At 71.3% G+C, this 18,086-nt stretch carries 15 protein-coding genes; 7 read left to right on the top strand and 8 right to left on the bottom strand.

Translation table 11 applies throughout. From position 1 onward, the window contains the following. Positions 1 to 329 precede the first annotated feature (329 nt). Both B7767_RS07565 and B7767_RS07570 read left to right on the top strand, forming a co-directional pair. Positions 330 to 1,211: an NUDIX domain-containing protein gene (locus B7767_RS07565; RefSeq protein ID WP_085571481.1), complete on the top strand. Its 882-nt coding sequence runs from the start codon at positions 330 to 332 to the stop codon at positions 1,209 to 1,211. After that, positions 1,208 to 2,038 carry an MBL fold metallo-hydrolase gene (locus B7767_RS07570; protein ID WP_085571482.1) on the top strand — a complete coding sequence of 277 codons (831 nt, stop codon included), beginning with the start codon at positions 1,208 to 1,210 and terminating at the stop codon, positions 2,036 to 2,038. The genes B7767_RS07565 and B7767_RS07570 overlap by 4 nt, the downstream gene beginning before the upstream one ends. A gap of 63 nt (positions 2,039 to 2,101) precedes the next feature. Here the strand turns inward: B7767_RS07570 and B7767_RS07575 are convergent, their stop codons facing one another. After that, positions 2,102 to 2,776 carry a Crp/Fnr family transcriptional regulator gene (locus B7767_RS07575; protein WP_004928297.1) on the bottom strand — a complete coding sequence of 225 codons (675 nt, stop codon included), beginning with the start codon at positions 2,774 to 2,776 and terminating at the stop codon, positions 2,102 to 2,104. A gap of 335 nt (positions 2,777 to 3,111) precedes the next feature. Here B7767_RS07575 and nth point away from each other — a divergent pair, with 335 nt between their 5' ends. The 3 genes from nth to B7767_RS07590 all read left to right on the top strand — a co-directional run bounded on the left by nth (position 3,112) and on the right by B7767_RS07590 (position 6,133). Further along, complete coding sequence (gene nth / locus B7767_RS07580) at positions 3,112 to 4,095, top strand: endonuclease III (RefSeq protein WP_179167059.1); 984 nt, start codon at positions 3,112 to 3,114, stop codon at positions 4,093 to 4,095. Positions 4,096 to 4,186: 91 nt separating this feature from the next. Further along, positions 4,187 to 4,888: a CoA pyrophosphatase gene (locus B7767_RS07585; RefSeq protein ID WP_085571492.1), complete on the top strand. Its 702-nt coding sequence runs from the start codon at positions 4,187 to 4,189 to the stop codon at positions 4,886 to 4,888. A gap of 45 nt (positions 4,889 to 4,933) precedes the next feature. Then, positions 4,934 to 6,133 carry a MarP family serine protease gene (locus tag B7767_RS07590; protein WP_085571484.1) on the top strand — a complete coding sequence of 400 codons (1,200 nt, stop codon included), beginning with the start codon at positions 4,934 to 4,936 and terminating at the stop codon, positions 6,131 to 6,133. A 13-nt stretch (positions 6,134 to 6,146) separates the two neighbouring features. Here B7767_RS07590 and B7767_RS47820 read toward each other — a convergent pair whose 3' ends face one another. From B7767_RS47820 to B7767_RS07620, 6 genes are all read right to left on the bottom strand, one after another. Further along, positions 6,147 to 6,329 (bottom strand): hypothetical protein, encoded by a 183-nt coding sequence (locus tag B7767_RS47820; RefSeq protein ID WP_073936676.1) that lies wholly within the window; start codon positions 6,327 to 6,329, stop codon positions 6,147 to 6,149. Between the two features lie 105 nt (positions 6,330 to 6,434). Further along, on the bottom strand, positions 6,435 to 7,385 hold the full coding sequence (locus tag B7767_RS07600) for an alpha/beta fold hydrolase (RefSeq protein WP_085571485.1): 951 nt from the start codon (positions 7,383 to 7,385) through the stop codon (positions 6,435 to 6,437). Next, entirely contained in the window at positions 7,382 to 7,870 is a 489-nt protein-coding gene (locus tag B7767_RS07605; RefSeq protein ID WP_073936678.1) for a phage holin family protein, read from the bottom strand. Before B7767_RS07605 ends, B7767_RS07600 begins: the two co-directional genes overlap by 4 nt. A gap of 71 nt (positions 7,871 to 7,941) precedes the next feature. Next, positions 7,942 to 9,378, bottom strand: coding sequence for a Na+/H+ antiporter NhaA (nhaA, locus tag B7767_RS07610; RefSeq protein ID WP_085571486.1), 1,437 nt, complete (start codon positions 9,376 to 9,378; stop codon positions 7,942 to 7,944). A 171-nt stretch (positions 9,379 to 9,549) separates the two neighbouring features. Next, positions 9,550 to 11,505 (bottom strand): acetate--CoA ligase, encoded by a 1,956-nt coding sequence (acs, locus tag B7767_RS07615; RefSeq protein ID WP_085571487.1) that lies wholly within the window; start codon positions 11,503 to 11,505, stop codon positions 9,550 to 9,552. A 197-nt stretch (positions 11,506 to 11,702) separates the two neighbouring features. Continuing rightward, complete coding sequence (locus B7767_RS07620) at positions 11,703 to 14,144, bottom strand: SulP family inorganic anion transporter (RefSeq protein ID WP_085571488.1); 2,442 nt, start codon at positions 14,142 to 14,144, stop codon at positions 11,703 to 11,705. A 248-nt stretch (positions 14,145 to 14,392) separates the two neighbouring features. Between B7767_RS07620 and B7767_RS07625 the strand changes: the two genes are divergently transcribed. Beyond that, positions 14,393 to 15,664, top strand: a complete 1,272-nt coding sequence (locus B7767_RS07625) for a hypothetical protein (RefSeq protein ID WP_085571489.1) — start codon at positions 14,393 to 14,395, stop codon at positions 15,662 to 15,664. A gap of 3 nt (positions 15,665 to 15,667) precedes the next feature. Here B7767_RS07625 and B7767_RS07630 read toward each other — a convergent pair whose 3' ends face one another. Continuing rightward, a complete protein-coding gene (locus B7767_RS07630) occupies positions 15,668 to 16,648 on the bottom strand; it encodes an ATP-binding protein (RefSeq protein ID WP_085571490.1) in 981 nt (326 codons plus the stop codon). A 101-nt stretch (positions 16,649 to 16,749) separates the two neighbouring features. Between B7767_RS07630 and B7767_RS07635 the strand changes: the two genes are divergently transcribed. After that, positions 16,750 to 17,574 (top strand): oxidoreductase, encoded by an 825-nt coding sequence (locus tag B7767_RS07635; RefSeq protein WP_085571491.1) that lies wholly within the window; start codon positions 16,750 to 16,752, stop codon positions 17,572 to 17,574. Positions 17,575 to 18,086: the final 512 nt, after the last annotated feature.

Genomic DNA, 18,086 nt, shown 5'->3' on the forward strand with positions numbered 1-18,086 from the left:
CCCGGGACGCCGTCGCCGGGCCCTTTCGGATGCCTCCCCGGCGGCCGGCCGGGGTGGACGACGGCCGAATGCCGGGGTGGACGACGGGCGGCTCCTCCATGTGTTCCGGGCTCCGGCGTGGCCGTACCGGTCGCCGATGCGCACCGCGCGGGAGGTGCCGGTGCTGCCCCGCCCCTCGGTGGTCGGCGCAGGACGCCCTCCGCGCGGGGCCCGCCCCATGCCCGTACCGCCTCCGCGCGGGGCCCGCCCCATGCCCGTACGCCGCCCGGTGGCCCCACCGTCCCCCACGGGCACTCGAACATCCGCCCGTCTCGGGATAGCCTCCGGCCATGGTGAATGCGCAGGCCGGCGGGCAGTGGTACCCGCCCGAGTGGCCGGAGCGGATCCGTGCGCTGGCGGGCGGCGGCCTCACGCCGGTCGTGCCGAGGCGCGCGGCCACCGTCATGCTGCTCAAGGACACCGGTGACGGGCCCGCCGTACACATGCTGCGCCGGCGTACGTCCATGGCGTTCGCGGGCGGCGCGTACGCCTATCCCGGCGGCGGCGTCGACCCGCGGGACGACGACCGGCACGTCCGCTGGGCGGGCCCCACGCGCGCGTGGTGGGCGGACCGGCTCGGCGTCGACGAGACGGGGGCCCAGGCGATCGTCTGCGCGGCCGTGCGGGAGACGTACGAGGAGGCCGGCGTCCTGCTCGCCGGGCCCACGCCCGGCACCGTGGTCGGTGACACGACCGGCGACGACTGGGAGGCGGACCGTGCCGCGCTCGTCGCGCGGGAGACGTCCTTCGCGGAGTTCCTGGACCGCCGCGGACTGGTCCTGCGCTCGGACCTGCTCGGCGCGTGGGCGCGCTGGATCACCCCCGAGTTCGAGCCCCGCCGCTACGACACCTGGTTCTTCGTCGCCGCGCTCCCCGAGGGCCAGCGCACCCGCAACGCCTCCACGGAGGCCGACCGCACGGTGTGGATCACGCCCCGCGCGGCGGCCGAGGGGTACGACCGGGGCGAGCTGCTGATGATGCCCCCGACCATCGCGACGCTGCGCCGGCTCACGGCGTACGGAACGGCCGCGGAGGTGCTCGACGCGGCGCCCGCGCGGGACCTCACGCCGGTGCTGGCCACCGCGCGCCTGGTGGAGGGCGAGATCGTGCTCTCCTGGCCGGGGCACGACGAGTTCACGAAGCACATCCCGACCGGTGGAGCCCCCGCATGACGGACGCGAGCACCCTTCCGGGCCGGCCGCGGGGCGGTGTCCTCTCCGGCCCCGCCACCGCGCGTGCCGTCAACGTGCTGGCCCCCAACCCCTCGGCGATGACCCTGGACGGCACCAACACCTGGATCCTGTCGGAACCGGACTCCGACCTCGCCGTCGTGGTCGACCCCGGACCGCTGGACGACGGACACCTGCGGCACGTCGTCGGGACCGCCGAGCAGGCCGGAAAGCGCGTCGCCCTCACCCTGCTGACGCACGGTCACCCCGACCACGCCGAGGGCGCCGCCCGTTTCGCCGAGCTGACCGGCACGAAGGTGCGGGCACTGGACCCGGCGCTGCGCCTCGGCGACGAGGGACTGGCCGCCGGGGACGTCATCACCGTCGGAGGCCTGGAGCTGAGGGTCGTACCGACCCCCGGCCACACGGCCGACTCCCTGTGCTTCCACCTCCCGGCCGACCGGGCGGTCCTCACGGGCGACACCGTCCTGGGGCGCGGTACGACCGTCGTGGCCCACCCCGACGGCCGCCTCGGCGACTACCTGGACACGCTGCGCCGGCTCAGGTCGCTCACGGTCGACGACGGCGTCCACACGGTGCTGCCCGGCCACGGGCCCGTGCTGGAGGACGCCCAGGGCGCCGTCGAGTTCTACCTCGCCCACCGCGCCCACCGCCTCGCCCAGGTCGAGACGGCCGTCGAGGACGGCCACCGCACCCCGTCCGAGGTCGTCGCCCACGTCTACGCCGACGTCGACCGCTCCCTGTGGCCGGCCGCGGAACTCTCGGTACGCGCCCAGCTGGAGTACCTGCGGGAACACGGCATCATCTAGCCCGCGGACACGGCGAGGCCCCGCCTCCCACGGGAAGCGGGGCCTCGACGCCGGGTCCGGGGGTCAGCGGGAGCGCTTCGCGAGGCGCTCGACGTCCAGGAGGATCACCGCGCGGGCCTCCAGGCGGAGCCAGCCGCGCTGGGCGAAGTCCGCCAGGGCCTTGTTGACCGTCTCGCGGGACGCGCCGACCAGCTGGGCCAGCTCCTCCTGCGTCAGGTCGTGCACGACGTGGATGCCCTCCTCGGACTGCACGCCGAAGCGCCGGGAGAGGTCCAGCAGGGCGCGCGCGACACGGCCCGGGACGTCCGAGAAGACCAGGTCCGACATCGCGTCGTTGGTCTTGCGCAGCCGGCGCGCGACGGCCCGCAGCAGCGCCGTGGCCACCTCGGGGCGGGCGCTCAGCCAGGGCGTCAGGTCGCCGTGGCCCAGGGCGAGCAGCTTGACCTCGGTGAGCGCCGTGGCGGTCGCGGTGCGCGGGCCGGGGTCGAACAGCGACAGCTCACCGATCAGCTCGCCCGGCCCGACCACGGCGAGCATGTTCTCGCGGCCGTCGGGGGACGTGCGGTGCAGCTTGACCTTGCCCTCGGTGACCACGTACAGGCGGTCCCCGGGGTCGCCCTCGTGGAACAGGGAGTCGCCCCGTGCGAGGGTCACCTCACTCATGGAGGCGCGAAGCTCGGCGGCCTGCTCGTCGTCGAGCGCCGCGAAGAGCGGATTCCGCCGCAGAACGTCGTCCACGAGTTCTCTCCTTGTCGACCTGCTCAGGGGAGCTTGTTCCCCCACGTACCAGGGGACCGTGGTTCCCATTTTGCCGGACGGTCCAAACAGTGTGATCTGTCACAAGGATGCCGTACGGGCCGGTCGGGGTAAGCGGCAGGGGTCCAATTGGACGCCGATCTTCGGGGTCCGGGGCGGATGTCGGTGCCGGGCCGTAGGCTGGCCGGGTGTCCAATTCGCCGGTGAGAGCACAGGCCTAGGGAGCTGCGGGAGTGGGTGTACGTCGTGATTCCGCCGTGGGCGAACAGGGCTCCGATGGCGGTAGGGAAACGGCGAAAGCGACAAAGGGGCCGCCGTTGAAGAAGGAACCGACGCCCCGCGCGAGCGGGGCGACCGAGGAGACGGACGCACCGGTGAAGAGGACGGCGGCGAAGAAGGCGACCGGAGCGAAGAAGGCGACCGGAGCGAAGAAGACGACCGCCGCCAGGAAGCCGCTCGTCGCCCCCGAGAAGGCGACCGCCTCCGTGAAGGCCGCTCCGGCGAAGACCGTCGTCAAGCCGGCCGGGGAGGAGTCGCGCACCGCGCTGGTCCGCCGCGCGCGCCGGATCAACCGCGAGCTCGCCGAGGTGTTCCCGTACGCCCACCCGGAGCTGGACTTCGAGAACCCCTTCCAACTCGTCGTCGCCACCGTGCTGTCGGCCCAGACCACCGACCTGCGCGTCAACCAGACGACCCCCGCCCTCTTCGCGAAGTACCCCACCCCCGAGGACCTGGCCGCCGCCGATCCCGAGGAGGTGGAGGAGATCCTGCGCCCCACCGGCTTCTTCCGGGCCAAGACCAGGTCGGTCATGGGCCTGTCGAAGGTGCTCGCGGAGGACTTCGGCGGCGAGGTGCCCGGCCGGCTCGAGGATCTCGTGAAACTGCCCGGCGTCGGCCGCAAGACCGCCTTCGTGGTCCTCGGCAACGCGTTCGGCCGACCGGGGATCACCGTGGACACCCACTTCCAGCGCCTGGTGCGCCGCTGGCGCTGGACCGAGGAGACCGACCCCGACAAGATCGAGGCGGCCGTCGGCGCGCTCTTCCCCAAGAGCGACTGGACCGATCTGTCCCACCACGTCATCTGGCACGGCCGCCGCATCTGCCACGCCCGCAAGCCCGCCTGCGGCGCCTGCCCCATCGCGCCGCTCTGCCCGGCGTACGGCGAGGGCGAGACGGACCCGGAGAAGGCGAAGAAACTGCTGAAGTACGAGAAGGGCGGCCTCCCGGGCCAGCGGCTGAAGCCCCCGCAGGCCTACCTGGACGCCGGCGGCAGGCCCGCGCCGCCGCTGGGGGCCGGATGACGGGGCCGCACACGCGACGCCGGCCGACGGAACGATCTCGGGGCCGCCGGGCGTTGGACCCGTGGGACGCGGCCGGACGACGGGGGTGGCGATGACGCGGACGAGCGGTACCCAGGGCGGTCCGGTGGCGCTCAGCAGGGATGGGCTGCCCTCCTGGCTGGACCCGGTGGTCCACGCGGCGGAGACGGTCAGACCGACACAGCTGAGCCGCTTCCTGCCCCCGGAGAACGGCACGGGGCGCCAGTCCGCCGTCCTCATCCTCTTCGGTGACAGCGACGGTGAGCGCGGCCCGGAGCTGCTGCTCATGGAGCGCGCCGGCTCACTGCGCTCGCACGCCGGACAGCCGTCCTTCCCCGGTGGCGCCCTCGACCCCGAGGACGGCGACCCGCAGGGCGACGGCCCGCTGCGGGCCGCTCTGCGCGAGGCCGAGGAGGAGACCGGGCTCGACCCGTCCGGCGTCCAGCTCTTCGGCGTGCTGCCGAAGCTCTACATCCCGGTCAGCGGCTTCGTCGTCACCCCCGTGCTCGGCTGGTGGCGCGTACCCAGTCCGGTGGGGGTCGTCGACCCGAACGAGACCGCGCGGGTGTTCACCGTCCCGGTGGCGGACCTCACCCACCCGGACAACCGTGTGACCACGGTCCACCCCAGCGGTTACCAGGGGCCGGCGTTCCTGGTCGAATCGGCCCTCGTATGGGGCTTCACCGCCGGGGTCATCGACCGGTTGCTGCACTTCGCGGGGTGGGAGCGGCCCTGGGACCGGGACAGGCGGGTCCCGCTGGACTGGCGGTCATGACAGGGTGGGCGCCGTGCTGGGTCGGACGAGGCGAGGCTTGAAGCGGTGAACGTGCTGGACATCCTGTTGCTCCTCGCCGCCGTGTGGTTCGCGGTCGTCGGCTACCGCCAGGGCTTCGTCGTCGGCATCCTGTCGGTGACCGGCTTCCTGGGCGGCGGTCTCGCCGCCGTCTACACGCTGCCCGTCATCTGGGACGCCCTGACGGACGACTCCGAGGTCAGTACGACGGCCGCCGTCGTCGCGGTCGTCGTCGTCATAGTCTGCGCCTCCGTCGGCCAGGCCCTGACCACCCACCTCGGCAACAAACTGCGCCGCTACATCACATGGTCCCCGGCCCGCGCGCTGGACGCCACGGGCGGCGCACTGGTCAACGTCGTCGCGATGCTCCTGGTCGCCTGGCTGATCGGCTCGGCCCTCGCCGGTACGACGCTGCCGACGCTCGGCAAGGAGGTCCGCGGCTCCAAGGTGCTGCTCGGGGTCTCCCGTGCGCTGCCCGGTCAGGCCGACACCTGGTTCGCCGACTTCTCCTCCGTCCTCGCGCAGAACGGCTTCCCGCAGGTCTTCAGCCCCTTCGCCAGCGAACCGATCACCGACGTACGGCCCCCGGACCCGGCCCTGGCGAGCAGCCCCGTCGCCCTGCGCGCGCAGCGCTCCATCGTCAAGGTGATGGGCACCGCCGCGAGCTGCGGCAAGGTCCTGGAGGGCACCGGCTTCGTCTTCGCCGAGCGCCGCGTCATGACCAACGCGCATGTCGTGGGCGGCGTCGACGAACCGACCGTGCAGATAGGCGGCGAGGGAAAGAAGTACGACGCGACGGTCGTCCTCTACGACTGGAAGCGTGACATCGCCGTCCTCGACGTACCCGATCTGGAGGCACCCGCGCTGCGGTTCACCAGCGAGGACGCGAGCAGCGGCGACGGAGCGATCGTCGCCGGCTTCCCGGAGAACGGGGCGTACGACGTCCGCGCCGCGCGCCTGCGCGGCCGCATCACGGCCAACGGCGCCGACATCTACCACCGCGGCACGGTCCGCCGTGACGTGTACTCCCTGTACGCGACGGTCCGTCAGGGCAACTCCGGCGGCCCGCTGCTCACCCCCGAGGGGGAGGTCTACGGCGTGGTCTTCGCGAAGTCGCTCGACGACGCCGAGACGGGTTACGCGCTCACCGTGGACGAGATCCAGGAGGACATCGCCGCGGGCCGCACCGCGAACCAGCAGGTGGACAGCGACAGCTGCGCGCTGTGAGGTGAGGTGGAGGTCAGCCGCGGGGGTGGCGCAGGCGGACGGAGACCCAACGCGCCCTGCGGCGGAGGATGCGCGGGATTCCCACCCTGAGGTCCGTACCTGCCATCTGTGGTGCACCGCCTCGCTGGTGGGAACCCATACCGCCCGCCGTGCGGCGGTCGCGGCTTGCGTCACTGTAGTCGTGCGTCCAGCCCATACCCCGACGTCTGCCCCCGCCCCAAGGTCGATAACCACCTGGCGCGCCCTCAATTGGCCTATGCGCCGGGCAATTGGCTGACCGTCAGACAAGCGCTCGGTTCGGTCACCGATCGGGTTCGGGATCCTTCAGCCAATTGATCAGTTCGGTGGAGAAAGCGACCGGATCCTCTTCGTGCGGGAAGTGCCCCAGCCCGTCGAACAGCCGCCAGCGGTACGGCGCTTCGACGTACTCACCGGACCCCGCGGCACTGCGCGTGCGGACCACCGGGTCCAGCGAGCCGTGCAGGTGCAGCGTCGGCACCCGCACCGGGCGCTTCATCCTGCGGTTGAACTGGATGCCGTCCGGGCGGGCCAGGGAGCGGACCATCCAGCGGTACGGTTCGATCGAGCAGTGCGCCGTGGACGGGATGCACATCGCCCGCCGGTAGTTCTCCAGCGCCTCCTCGTCCGGCAGGCGCGGCCCGGACCAGTCCCGGATGAGCTCGGCCACCAGCGCCCCGTCGTCCGCGGTGAGCCGGCGCTCCGGGATCCAGGGCCGCTGGAATCCCCAGATGTGGGACAGGGCGGCGGACTGCCTGGCGTCGGAGACCAGCGCCGAGCGCCAGCGTCGCGGATGCGGCATGGAGGCGACCGCGAGCCGCCGTACGAGCTTGGGGCGCATCGCCGCGGCCGTCCAGGCCAGGTACCCGCCCAGGTCGTGCCCGACCAGCGCGGCGTCCGGCTCGCCGAGGGAGCGGATCACCCCGGTGATGTCCAGCGCGAGGTTGGCCGGGTCGTAGCCGCGCGGTGTGCGGTCGCTGCCGCCGACGCCCCGCAGGTCCATGGCGACGGCCCGGAAACCGGCGTCGGCGAGCGCCGTCAGCTGGTGCCGCCAGGTCCACCAGAACTGCGGGAAGCCGTGCAGCAGCAGCACCAGGGGGCCGTCGCCCAGCTCCGCGATGTGGAAGCGGGCACCGTTGGCGGCGACGTCCCGGTGCGTCAGTCCGGTGCCGCCCGGGACGTCGAGGCGTACGACCGAAGCGGGCTGCGCCGGAGGGGTGGCGGGATCCGTCATGAAGACGAGCGTGCCACAGCCTCGATGGCCTGGGGGACCCGGTCCTCGGGCAGTTCGGGGCGCGGGTGCGGCTTGGCCTTCTGCAGCACGCCCGCCGTCTCCTTCACGGAGGCGGCGACCTTCTGCGGGCCCCGGCCCTTCTTCGCCTTCTTCGCGAAGACGACGCCGATCAGCGCGAGGAACAGTGCGATCAGCACGTTCGCCGCGAAGGAGAGCAGGAAACAGACCGCGAGGTTCCAGTCACTCCAGGTGCGGATGCCGTAGGCCAGCGCGAAGTTCAGCATCGGCAGGGAGAACACGAGCAGCACACCGGCCGCCGTGAACGCGCCGCCGCTGGTCGCACCCCGCTTGACGTCCTGCTTGAGCTGCGCCTTCGCCAGCGCGATCTCGTCGTGCACCAGCGCCGACATGTCGGCCGTCGCCGAGGCGAACAGCTGGCCGATGCTGCGTTCGGCGCCGACCGGGCTGCCGTCGGGTGCGCTCATCGCGGTCTCCCTCTCCTGCGTACGCTTTGTGTCCGCGCGTACGGTTCAGTCTTTTGTACCGTCTCGTCAGATCATGCCGGACCGTTGTGCTCCTCGCCTGCCCCGCCCGTCACTTCGGCAAGCGCGTCCCGCTCGGCGGCCTTCTCCCGGGCGAGCCGCCGGTGCTCGGCGGCCTTCCGTTCGTGGATCTCCGCCATGCGCAGGTGGTACGCCGGGTCGTCCTGTTCGTAGACGTCCGGGACGCCGCTGAGGTCCTCGTCGCGCTCCTCCTCCTCGGTCAGTGCGCGGTACTTGGCGTTCCGTATCTTCAGCAGCACCGTCGCGACGGCGGTGGCGATCAGCGAGCCGGTGAGGACGGCCGCCTTGACGCTGTCGGTCATCGCCGCGTCGTCCTCGAAGGCGAGTTCCCCGATGAGCAGCGAGACGGTGAAGCCGATCCCGGCGAGGGTCGCCACCGCGAGCACGTCCGCCCAGGCGAGGTCGTCGCTGAGCGACGCCCTGGTGAAGCGTGCCGTCAGCCATGTACCGCCGAAGATGCCGAGCGTCTTGCCGACGACGAGTCCGAGCACCACGCCGAGCGTCTCGGGCTGGGTGAACACGTCCGCGAGGGCGTCGCCGGAGATCGCCACGCCCGCGCTGAACAGGGCGAACAGCGGTACCGCGAGGCCCGCCGAGAGCGGCCGGACGAGGTGCTCGATGTGCTCGCCGGGGGAGTGTTCCTCGCCCTCGTGGCGGTGGCAGCGCAGCATCAGGCCCATGGCGACACCGGCGATGGTGGCGTGGATGCCGCTGTTGTACATCAGTGCCCACACGACCAGCGCGAGCGGCACGTACACGTACCAGCCGCGTACGCCCTTGCGCAGCAGCAGCCAGAAGACGGCCAGGCCCGCGACGGCGCCGCCGAGCGCCGCGAAGTTCAGGTCTTCGGTGAAGAAGACCGCGATGATCAGGATGGCGAACAGGTCGTCGACGACGGCGAGGGTGAGCAGGAAGGCCCGCAGCGCGCTGGGCAGGGAGGTGCCGATGACGGCGAGCACCGCGAGCGCGAAGGCGATGTCGGTGGCGGTGGGCACGGCCCAGCCGGCCAGCGAGCCGCCGCCCACGCCGCTGGTGAACGTGTAGACCAGCGCCGGTACGGCCATGCCGCACAGGGCGGCGACGACGGGGAGCGCGGCGGCCTTGGGATCGCGCAGATCACCGGCGACGAGTTCACGTTTGAGCTCGATCCCCGCGACGAAGAAGAAGACCGCGAGCAGTCCGTCGGCGGCCCAGTGCGCGACGGACAGGTTCAGCCCGAGGGCCTCGGGACCGAAGTGGAAGTGGCTGACGCTCTCGTAGCTGCTGTGCAGACCGGGTACGTTCGCCCAGACCAGCGCGGCGACGGCGGCGAGGAGGAGCAGGATGCCGCCGACCGTCTCGGTGCGCAGCGCGTCCGCGACGTACGACCGCTCGGGCAGGGAGAGACGGCCGAAGGCCTTGCGGGGGCTGGGGGTGCGGGGCGCGGTCACGGGGGAGTTCCTCTGGTCGACGGGCAGCACGAATCGTGTGCCGACCAGACTTCCCGGCGCCCCATGAGACAGCTTTTTGCTTAGTTTAGCTAACGTGCTCCTGGGTCGCACCAGGAGCACACGGTGGCGCCCGGCACAGGGATGCGCCGGGCGCCACCGCCCTGACCGTGCTCAGTCCTCGCTGGGTGCTGCCGGGAGCTTGGCCTGGATGAGGTCCATGACCGTGCTGTCGGTCAGCGTGGTGACGTCGCCGAGCTGGCGGTTCTCCGCGACGTCCCGCAGCAGGCGGCGCATGATCTTGCCGGAGCGGGTCTTCGGCAGCTCGGCCACCGGCAGGATCCGCTGGGGCTTGGCGATCGGACCGAGCGTGGCGCCCACGTGGCTTCGCAGCTCACCGACGAGGTCCTCGCTCTCGGCCGCCGTGCCGCGCAGGATCACGAAGGCGACGATCGCCTGACCGGTCGTCTCGTCCGCCGCGCCGACCACGGCCGCCTCGGCGACCGACGGGTGCGAGACGAGCGCGGACTCGACCTCCGTGGTGGAGATGTTGTGTCCGGACACCAGCATGACGTCGTCGACCCGGCCGAGCAGCCAGATGTCGCCGTCGTCGTCCTTCTTGGCGCCGTCGCCGGCGAAGTACTTGCCCTCGAAGCGCGACCAGTAGGTGTCGATGAACCGCTGGTCGTCGCCCCAGATGGTGCGCAGCATCGACGGCCACGGCTCGGTGAGGACCAGGTAGCCACCGCCGCCGTTCGGTACCTCGTTCGCCTCGTCGTCGACGACGGTCGCGGCGATGCCGGGCAGCGGGGTCTGGGCGGATCCCGGCTTGGCGTCGGTCACGCCCGGCAGCGGCGAGATCATGATGCCGCCGGTCTCGGTCTGCCACCAGGTGTCCACCACCGGGGTGCGGTCCGCGCCGATGTTCTTGCGGTACCAGATCCACGCCTCGGGGTTGATCGGCTCGCCCACCGAGCCCAGCACGCGCAGGCTGCCGAGGTCGAACTTGGCGGGGATGTCGTCGCCCCACTTCATGAACGTGCGGATCGCGGTGGGCGCCGTGTAGAGGATCGTCACGCCGTACTTCTGCACGATCTCCCAGAAGCGGCCCTGGTGCGGGGTGTCCGGCGTGCCCTCGTACATCACCTGGGTGGCGCCGTTGGCGAGCGGGCCGTAGACGATGTAGGAGTGCCCGGTGACCCAGCCGACGTCGGCCGTGCACCAGTACACGTCGGTGGCCGGCTTGAGGTCGAAGACGGACCAGTGCGTGTACGCCGTCTGGGTCAGGTAGCCGCCGGAGGTGTGCAGGATGCCCTTCGGCTTACCCGTCGTGCCGGAGGTGTAGAGGATGAACAGCGGGTGCTCGGCCCCGAACGACTGAGGGGTGTGCTCGGCGCTCTGCCGCTCCACCAGGTCGTGCCACCACACGTCCCGGCCCTCGGTGAAGGCGACGTCCTGGCCGGTGCGGCGGACGACGAGGACGTGCTCGACGCTGCCGGCCTTGGCGACCGCCTCGTCGACGGCCGGCTTGAGCGCGGAGGGCTTGCCGCGCCGGTAGCCGCCGTCGGCCGTGATGACGACGCGCGCGTCGGCGTCCTGGATGCGGGTGGCGAGCGCGTCCGCCGAGAAGCCGCCGAAGACGACGGAGTGCGCGGCGCCGATGCGGGCGCAGGCCAGCATCGCGACCGCGGTCTCCGGGATCATCGGCATGTAGACGGCGACCCGGTCGCCGGCCCGGACGCCCAGCTCCAGCAGGGCGTTGGCGGCCTTGGAGACCTCGTCCTTGAGCTGGGCGTAGGTGATGGCGCGGCTGTCGCCCGGCTCGCCCTCGAAGTGGATGGCGACCCGGTCGCCGTGCCCGGCCTCCACATGCCGGTCCACGCAGTTGTAGGCGACGTTGAGCTCGCCGTCCTTGAACCACTTGGCGAACGGCGGGTTCGACCAGTCCAGGGTCTCGGTGGGCTCGGTGGTCCAGGTCAGCCGGCGGGCCTGCTCGGCCCAGAAGCCGAGCCTGTCAGCCTTGGCCTGTTCATACGCCTCCGCGGTGACGTTGGCGTTCGCGGCCAGGTCGGCGGGGGGCGTGAAGCGACGCTCCTCCTTCAGAAGGTTGGCCAGGCTTTCATTGCTCACGGCATCTGCCTTTCCCAGGGTGTCCGTTGTGTCCCAGGCCACAGCTCATCAGACCCGGGGGTGCGCTGACAAGGGCCGACGGGAAATTGGTTTAGACCTGTCGGGTGGAGTGGCGCGGTGTGCGACACCTCTTCCCACGGGGCCCGGCGCAAGCCGGTTCAAGGTGTGTAACGCCTCTCACACCCGGGCGGGTCGCCTCACATCGCCAGGTCCGCGGACCGGACCCGGTCGAACACCTTCTCCTCGTCCCGCTCGGTGAGGAGGTACGCCTGGGCCTCACCCACGTGGAAGTACATGCCGTGCAGCTCCAGGGCCCCGTCCTTCATGGCCCGGGCCACCGATTCATGGGCGCGCAGATGCTCCAGTTGCTGCACCACGTTCGTCAGGCAGAGCCGCTCGACCGCGTCGGTGGGGGCCCGCCCGGCCAGCCGTGACGGGGGCAGGCTGCCGTCGCCCATGCGCCGCAGGCTCGGCCGGCCGTGCCGCAGCCAGCGTCTCAGCGGTGTGCGGGCGCCGTCCGGCTCGGTGTCGAGCAGTGCCTGCATCGCACCGCACCCCGAGTGCCCGCACACCGTGATCGACCGGACCGCCAGCACCTCCACGGCGTACTCGATGGCGGCCGCCACCGAGTCGTCGCCGCTCTCCGTGCCGGGCGGCGGCACGAGGTTGCCGACATTGCGCACCACGAACAGGTCCCCCGGACCACTTGCCGTGATCATCGAGGTGACCACCCGGGAGTCGGCGCAGGTCAGGAACAGCTGTCCGGGCCGCTGTCCCTCGCGCGCCAGCCGGGCCAGCTCACCGCGCACCAGGGGAGCGGTGTTGCGCTGGAACGCGCTGATGCCGCGCCTCAGTTCGTGGCCGCCGGTTTGAACGGTCTCAGGTTCCCCTTCAGCGGCTCCGTCCGTTCCGTCTGCTCCCTCCGTTCCGTCGGCCCCGCCCGGCCGTGGGTCGCCGCCCGGCAGGGGGCGTGGGCGTTCGCACTGGTGGTTGCGCCAGGCCGTCCAGGGCCGGCAGCGGCAGCCGGCATCGGACGCGCCGGCCTCCTCGCTTCCGTCGGGCGGGTGCCCGGAGACGAGGGCGGCGGGTTCGGCGATCCGGACCCCGGCGCGGCGGCCGGTGATCCCGACGGTTCCGCCCCGCGCGGTGTGCGTGCTCTGCCAGTCCTGCAGCGTCTCGTACGCCGCGTGGTCCATGAAGGAGCCGTCCAACGCCACGACCACGTCGGCCCCTTGGGGGACGAGGTGCAGGACCCGGCTGAGGCGTGGCACCGCGAGGAACGTCAACTGGCCTCGTACGTGTACGTGATGGACTCCTTCCTTCTCCTCGTGCGTGATCCGGGTGCGGGTGAGCCGGTGCAGGGCCACGCCGACGGCGACGGCGATGCCCAGTGCCACGCCCTCCAGGACGCCGAGGGACACGACGCCGAGGGTGGTCATGGCGTAGACCAGGACTTCGCGGTGGCGGGTCACCGTGCGGATGTGGTGCAGGGACACCATCTGGATGCCGACGGCCATCACCAGGGCGGCGAGCGAGGCGAGCGGGATGAGCTCCAGGAGCGGGACCATCAGCAGCGCGGCGATCACTACGAGAACGCCGTGCAGCATCGTGGAGTTCCGGCTCACGGCACCCGCTTTGACGTTCGCGGAACTGCGGACCGCCACTCCGGCCACCGGGAGCCCGCCGAGCGAACCGGAGACGATGTTGGCCGCACCCTGACCGAGCAGTTCACGGTCCAGGTCGGAGCGCCCGACCGGGCCGGGGCCGGGGCGGCCGGACACCAGCTTGTCCACGGCCACGGCGCCGAGCAGCGACTGCACGCTGCACACCAGCGTCGTGGTGAGCACGGCGGCGGCGAGGCCGAGCACGGGTCCCTCGGGCAGCCCGGCCAGGGCGTGGTTGCTCCAGGACGGCAGATCCACCTTGGGCAGGACGAGGCCGGCCGCGGCGGCGGCCGCGGTGGCTCCGGTGACGGCGACGAGCGCTGCCGGAACCGTGCGGAGAACACGTCCGGGGCGGCCCGGGATCCGGGGCCAGAGCAACAGCAGGGCCAGGGTCAGCAGGCTCACCGACAGGGCCGCGGGGTGCAGGTTCGCCAACTGGGCGGGAAGGGCGAGGAGGTTGTCGGGAACGGAGCTCTGCGGGGTGCCGCCCAGGACGATGTGGAGCTGGGCGACGGCGATGGTGACGCCGATGCCGGCGAGCATGCCGTGCACGATCGCGGGGCTCACGGCGAGCGCGCCGCGTGCCACGCGCAGGCAGCCGAGGCCGAGCTGGGAGATTCCGGCGAGGACGGTGATGGCGCAGGTCGTCCGCCAGCCGTAGTGCTGGATGAGGTCGGCGGTGACGACGGTGAGTCCGGCGGCGGGACCGCTCACCTGGAGCGGGGAGCCGCCGATCCGCCCGGCGACGATTCCGCCCACGGCGGCGGCGACCAGGCCGGCCTGGAGCGGCGCGCCGGTGGCGAGGGCGATGCCGAGGGACAGCGGGAGGGCGATCAGGAAGACCGCGACCGAGGCCGACAGGTCGGCTCCCGCGATGCGCGAGCGCGGGGATCCGGTCGGTGGTGGGCTGTGGGGCGGGTGGGCGCGCTCGGTCCGATCCGAGTCGGCGGCGCGGGCGGGAACGCAGGCTGACATGGTTTCCCTTCTCTCGTACATCAACAATCAGTAAACGGATCGTAATTGAGAGTAAAGGACTGGCATAGACTTTCCGGGCAAATGGATGAATCAATCACTCCAGGGAGTGATGTGGCCATTTCATCGGCTTGTCGTATTAATCCCTTCTTCCTTCCGTGCGACTTTGGCGGCGCTGTCGGCGTGTACCGGCACAGCACCACACGAAGCCCTCATCGAGCTCGGCCCGAGAGAAGGAAGAAGGTGGGCGGATGGCCGCCACCCACGGAATCGTCACGGGCACCGTGATCGCCGCGGTCTGCGTCGCCTCGCTGGCCGGTTGTGGGACCGGCACCGACGGAACCGGCGAGCAGGCGCGTGACCAGGAGAAGGCCAAGCCGGCTCCGGCACCGAAGAACGTCGTCCGGCTGATCGGCGACGGCTCCACCGCGTACACCGGGGCACAGCCGCACCTGCCCCGGCCCGAGCGGCTGGAGCGCGGCGAGAAGCCCCCGCAGTTCGTGGTCTTCTCCTGGGACGGCGCGGGCGAGGACGGCCAGAAGCTCTTCTCGCATTTCCGCGAGGTCGCCAAGGAGAACAACGCGACCATGACGTACTTCCTGAGCGGCGTGTACCTGCTGCCGGAGGAGAAACGCGATCTGTACCGCCCGCCACAGCACTCCCCGGGCCGCTCCGACATCGGCTTCAACGACCGGGAGGGCATCGCCGAGACCGTGAAGCAGCTGCGCCTCGCATGGCTCGAGGGCAACGAGATCGGCACCCACTTCAACGGACACTTCTGCGGCAGTGACGGTGGGGTCGGCGAATGGTCGGTGGCGGAGTGGAAGGACGAGATCGCCCAGGCCAAGCGCTTCGTGAAGACCTGGAAGACCAACACCGGCATGAAGAACTCGGCCCCACTGCCCTTCGACTACGACAAGGAGCTGATCGGCGCCCGCACCCCCTGCCTGGAGGGGCAGAAGAACTTCATGAAGGCCGCCCGTGACCTGGGCTTCCGCTACGACACCAGCGGGGTCAACAACCAGGTGTGGCCGAAGAAGAAGCGGGGCCTGTGGGATCTGTCGATGCAGCTCGTGCCCTTCCCCGGGCACTCCTTCGAACAGCTCACCATGGACTACAACTTCATGGTCAACCAGTCCGGCACCACCACCCAGGGCAATCCCGCCAAGCACGAGATGTGGGGCGACCAGATGCGGGACGGCCTCCTCCAGGGCTTCGAGCGGGCCTACAAGGGCAACAGGGCGCCCCTGATCATCGGCAACCACTTCGAGTCCTGGAACGGCGGCACCTACATGCGGGCCGTCGAGGAGGTCGTCGAGGAGGTGTGCACCAAGTCCGACGTGCGCTGTGTCTCCTTCCGGCAGTTGGTGGACTGGCTGGACGCCCAGGACCCGGGGACCCTGGCGAAACTGCGCACGCTGGACGTCGGTGAGGCCCCGAAGAAGGGCTGGAAGTCCTTCCTGTCCGGCGATTCCGCACCGGCCCCCAAGGGGGTGCCCGGAGCCCCGGCCGAGAAGCGGTGAGCGTCAGGCGGACGCCGTGACGTTCTCGCCGAGCACGAAACCGGGGTCGATCTGGGCCGCCAGGTCGGCCCCGGTGCGCTCGTCGCCCCACGACCGGGCGTTCTTCAGATGGAAGTGCGCCATCTGGCGGGTGTAGCGCTCGTGGTCGCGTGACTCGTACGTCGCGTCGGCGGCCGAGTGCAGCAGGCGCAGCGCGTGCCGGTTGGGCTCCTCCAGGAGGTCGAACCGAGGAGGCCGGCCCTTCTCCATGGCCCGGACCCAGTCCGAGTGCCCCACCGTCACCAGCAGGTCCTCCCCGACCTCCGTACGGAGGAAGTCGAGGTCGTCCGGGCCCTGCACCTTGTTGCCGACGACCTTCAGGGTGACGCCGAAGTCACGGGCGTACTCCTTGTACTGGCGGTAGACGGAGACCCCCTTCCGGGTCGGCTCGGCCACGAGGAACGTGATGTCGAAGCGGGTGAACATGCCGGAGGCGAAGGAGTCCGAGCCGGCCGTCATGTCGACCACGACGTACTCGCCGGGGCCGTCCACCAGGTGGTTCAGACACAGCTCCACCGCTCCGGTCTTGGAGTGGTAGCAGGCGACCCCCAGGTCGGCGTCGGTGAAGGGGCCGGTGACCATCAAACGGACGGCCCCGCCGTCGAGTTCCACCGGCCGCGCGCAGGCGTCGTAGACCGGATTGTCCTCGCACACCCGCAGCAGCCGGGAGCCCTCACCGGGCGGAGTGGTCTTGATCATCGTCTCGGCGGACGCGATGCGCGGGTTGGTGCCGCGCAGATAGTCCTTGATCAGCGGCAGGTGCTCGCCCAGTGCGGGCAGCGCGGCCGCCTCCGCCTCGTCCAGGCCCAGCGCGGCCCCGAGGTGCTGGTTGATGTCGGCGTCCACCGCGACGGTCGGGGCGCCGACGGCCGCGAGATGACGGATGAACAGGGAGGACAGGGTCGTCTTCCCGCTGCCGCCCTTCCCTACGAAAGCAATTTTCATGTTCACCAAGCGTAATGGAGCAGTAGCTGTATGTGGCAGTCGGACGTGAAGAAGACCACTCCTTCGTGGGGCGGGCGTCGGAGGTGCGTAGTGTCGTACTCATGAGTACGACAGGTGCGACCGCCGACCCGCTCGCCGCCCTGGGCTCCCTGCCCGGAGTGGCCGACTCCGTGGAGTCCGTGCGCAAGGCCGTGGACCGGGTCTACGGGCACCGGGTCATGCGGCGGCGCAGCAACGAGATCACCTCGGAGGCGGCGCTGCGCGGCGCCCGTGGCTCGGCGGCCCTGTCGGGCGCGGACTGGGCCCTGGAGGAGGTTCGCCGACGCAGCGACTTCAGCGGTGACGAAGGCGCCCGCACGATGGGCGCGGCACTGCGGCTGACCGCCGAGGCGGGGCAGTTGCTGTCCATCTGGCGGCAGTCGCCCCTGCGGGTCCTGGCCCGGCTGCACCTGGTCGCGGCGGCCGACAAGGCCGAGCGGGTCGGACGTCCCCGGCAGGAGGGCGAACCGGTCGACGAGCCCCTGATCGCGCTCGGCCTGCCGAGCGCGGCGGAGGCGCACGGCCGGCTGGACGGGCTGTCCGAACTGATCGTCGCGGGCGGTTCCGCACCGGCGCTGGTGACGGCCGCCGTCGTGCACGGCGAACTTCTCGCGCTGCGCCCCTTCACCTCCCACAACGGCCTGGTCGCGCGTACGGCCGAGCGCATCGTTCTGGTGGGCAGCGGCCTCGACCCCAAGTCGGTCTGTCCGGCCGAGGTCGGGCACGCCGAGCTGGGCCAGGAGGCCTACATCAGGGCACTGGAGGGGTATGTCTCCGGTACTCCCGAGGGTGTGGCGGCCTGGATCGCCCACTGCGGGCGCGCGGTCGAGCTGGGGGCGCGCGAGTCGACGGCCGTGTGCGAGGCACTCCAGCGTGGGGCTGCGTAAAAGGGACCCGAGGAGAAGCCGACGGAAATGCGGCGGTACGAATGCTCGTACCGCCGCTGGCATGTCCACCGCGTTACCAAGCGTCCTCGATATGTGCCCATCAGGTCGGGGACTTCGCCCGTCACCTGGTGCGGCTGGCCCGTAATCGACGGGTCGACGTCGCGTGGGTTCCCGGTGTTCATGCTCGGTCCGTGGGGCCACACATGCGTTGGTGAGGGTGATCCTCGCGGATGCCCCTGGTCTCGCGGGCCGTTAAGTCCTTTCTACTCCGGGTCCGGAGCAAGCGGAAGTCCTCGCCCTGCTTCTTTACTTTTGTCCTCGAGGTCGTCCCGCTGCTCCTGTCCTCGAGGTCGTTCCGCTTCTGCCCTCGAAGCCGTCCCGGGCGGGCGCCGCCAGGGCGTCCGCGGCCGACGGCCGGTGGGGCGGCTCGCGCGGGAGGCGGTCAGGCCACCGTCGTACGGCGCCGGCTCGCGTACCAGACGAGGCCCGCGGTGGCCGCCGCGGCGCCTATG

It is taken from the genome of Streptomyces sp. 13-12-16, from assembly GCF_002114215.1.
Classification (GTDB): Bacteria; Actinomycetota; Actinomycetes; order Streptomycetales; family Streptomycetaceae; genus Streptomyces.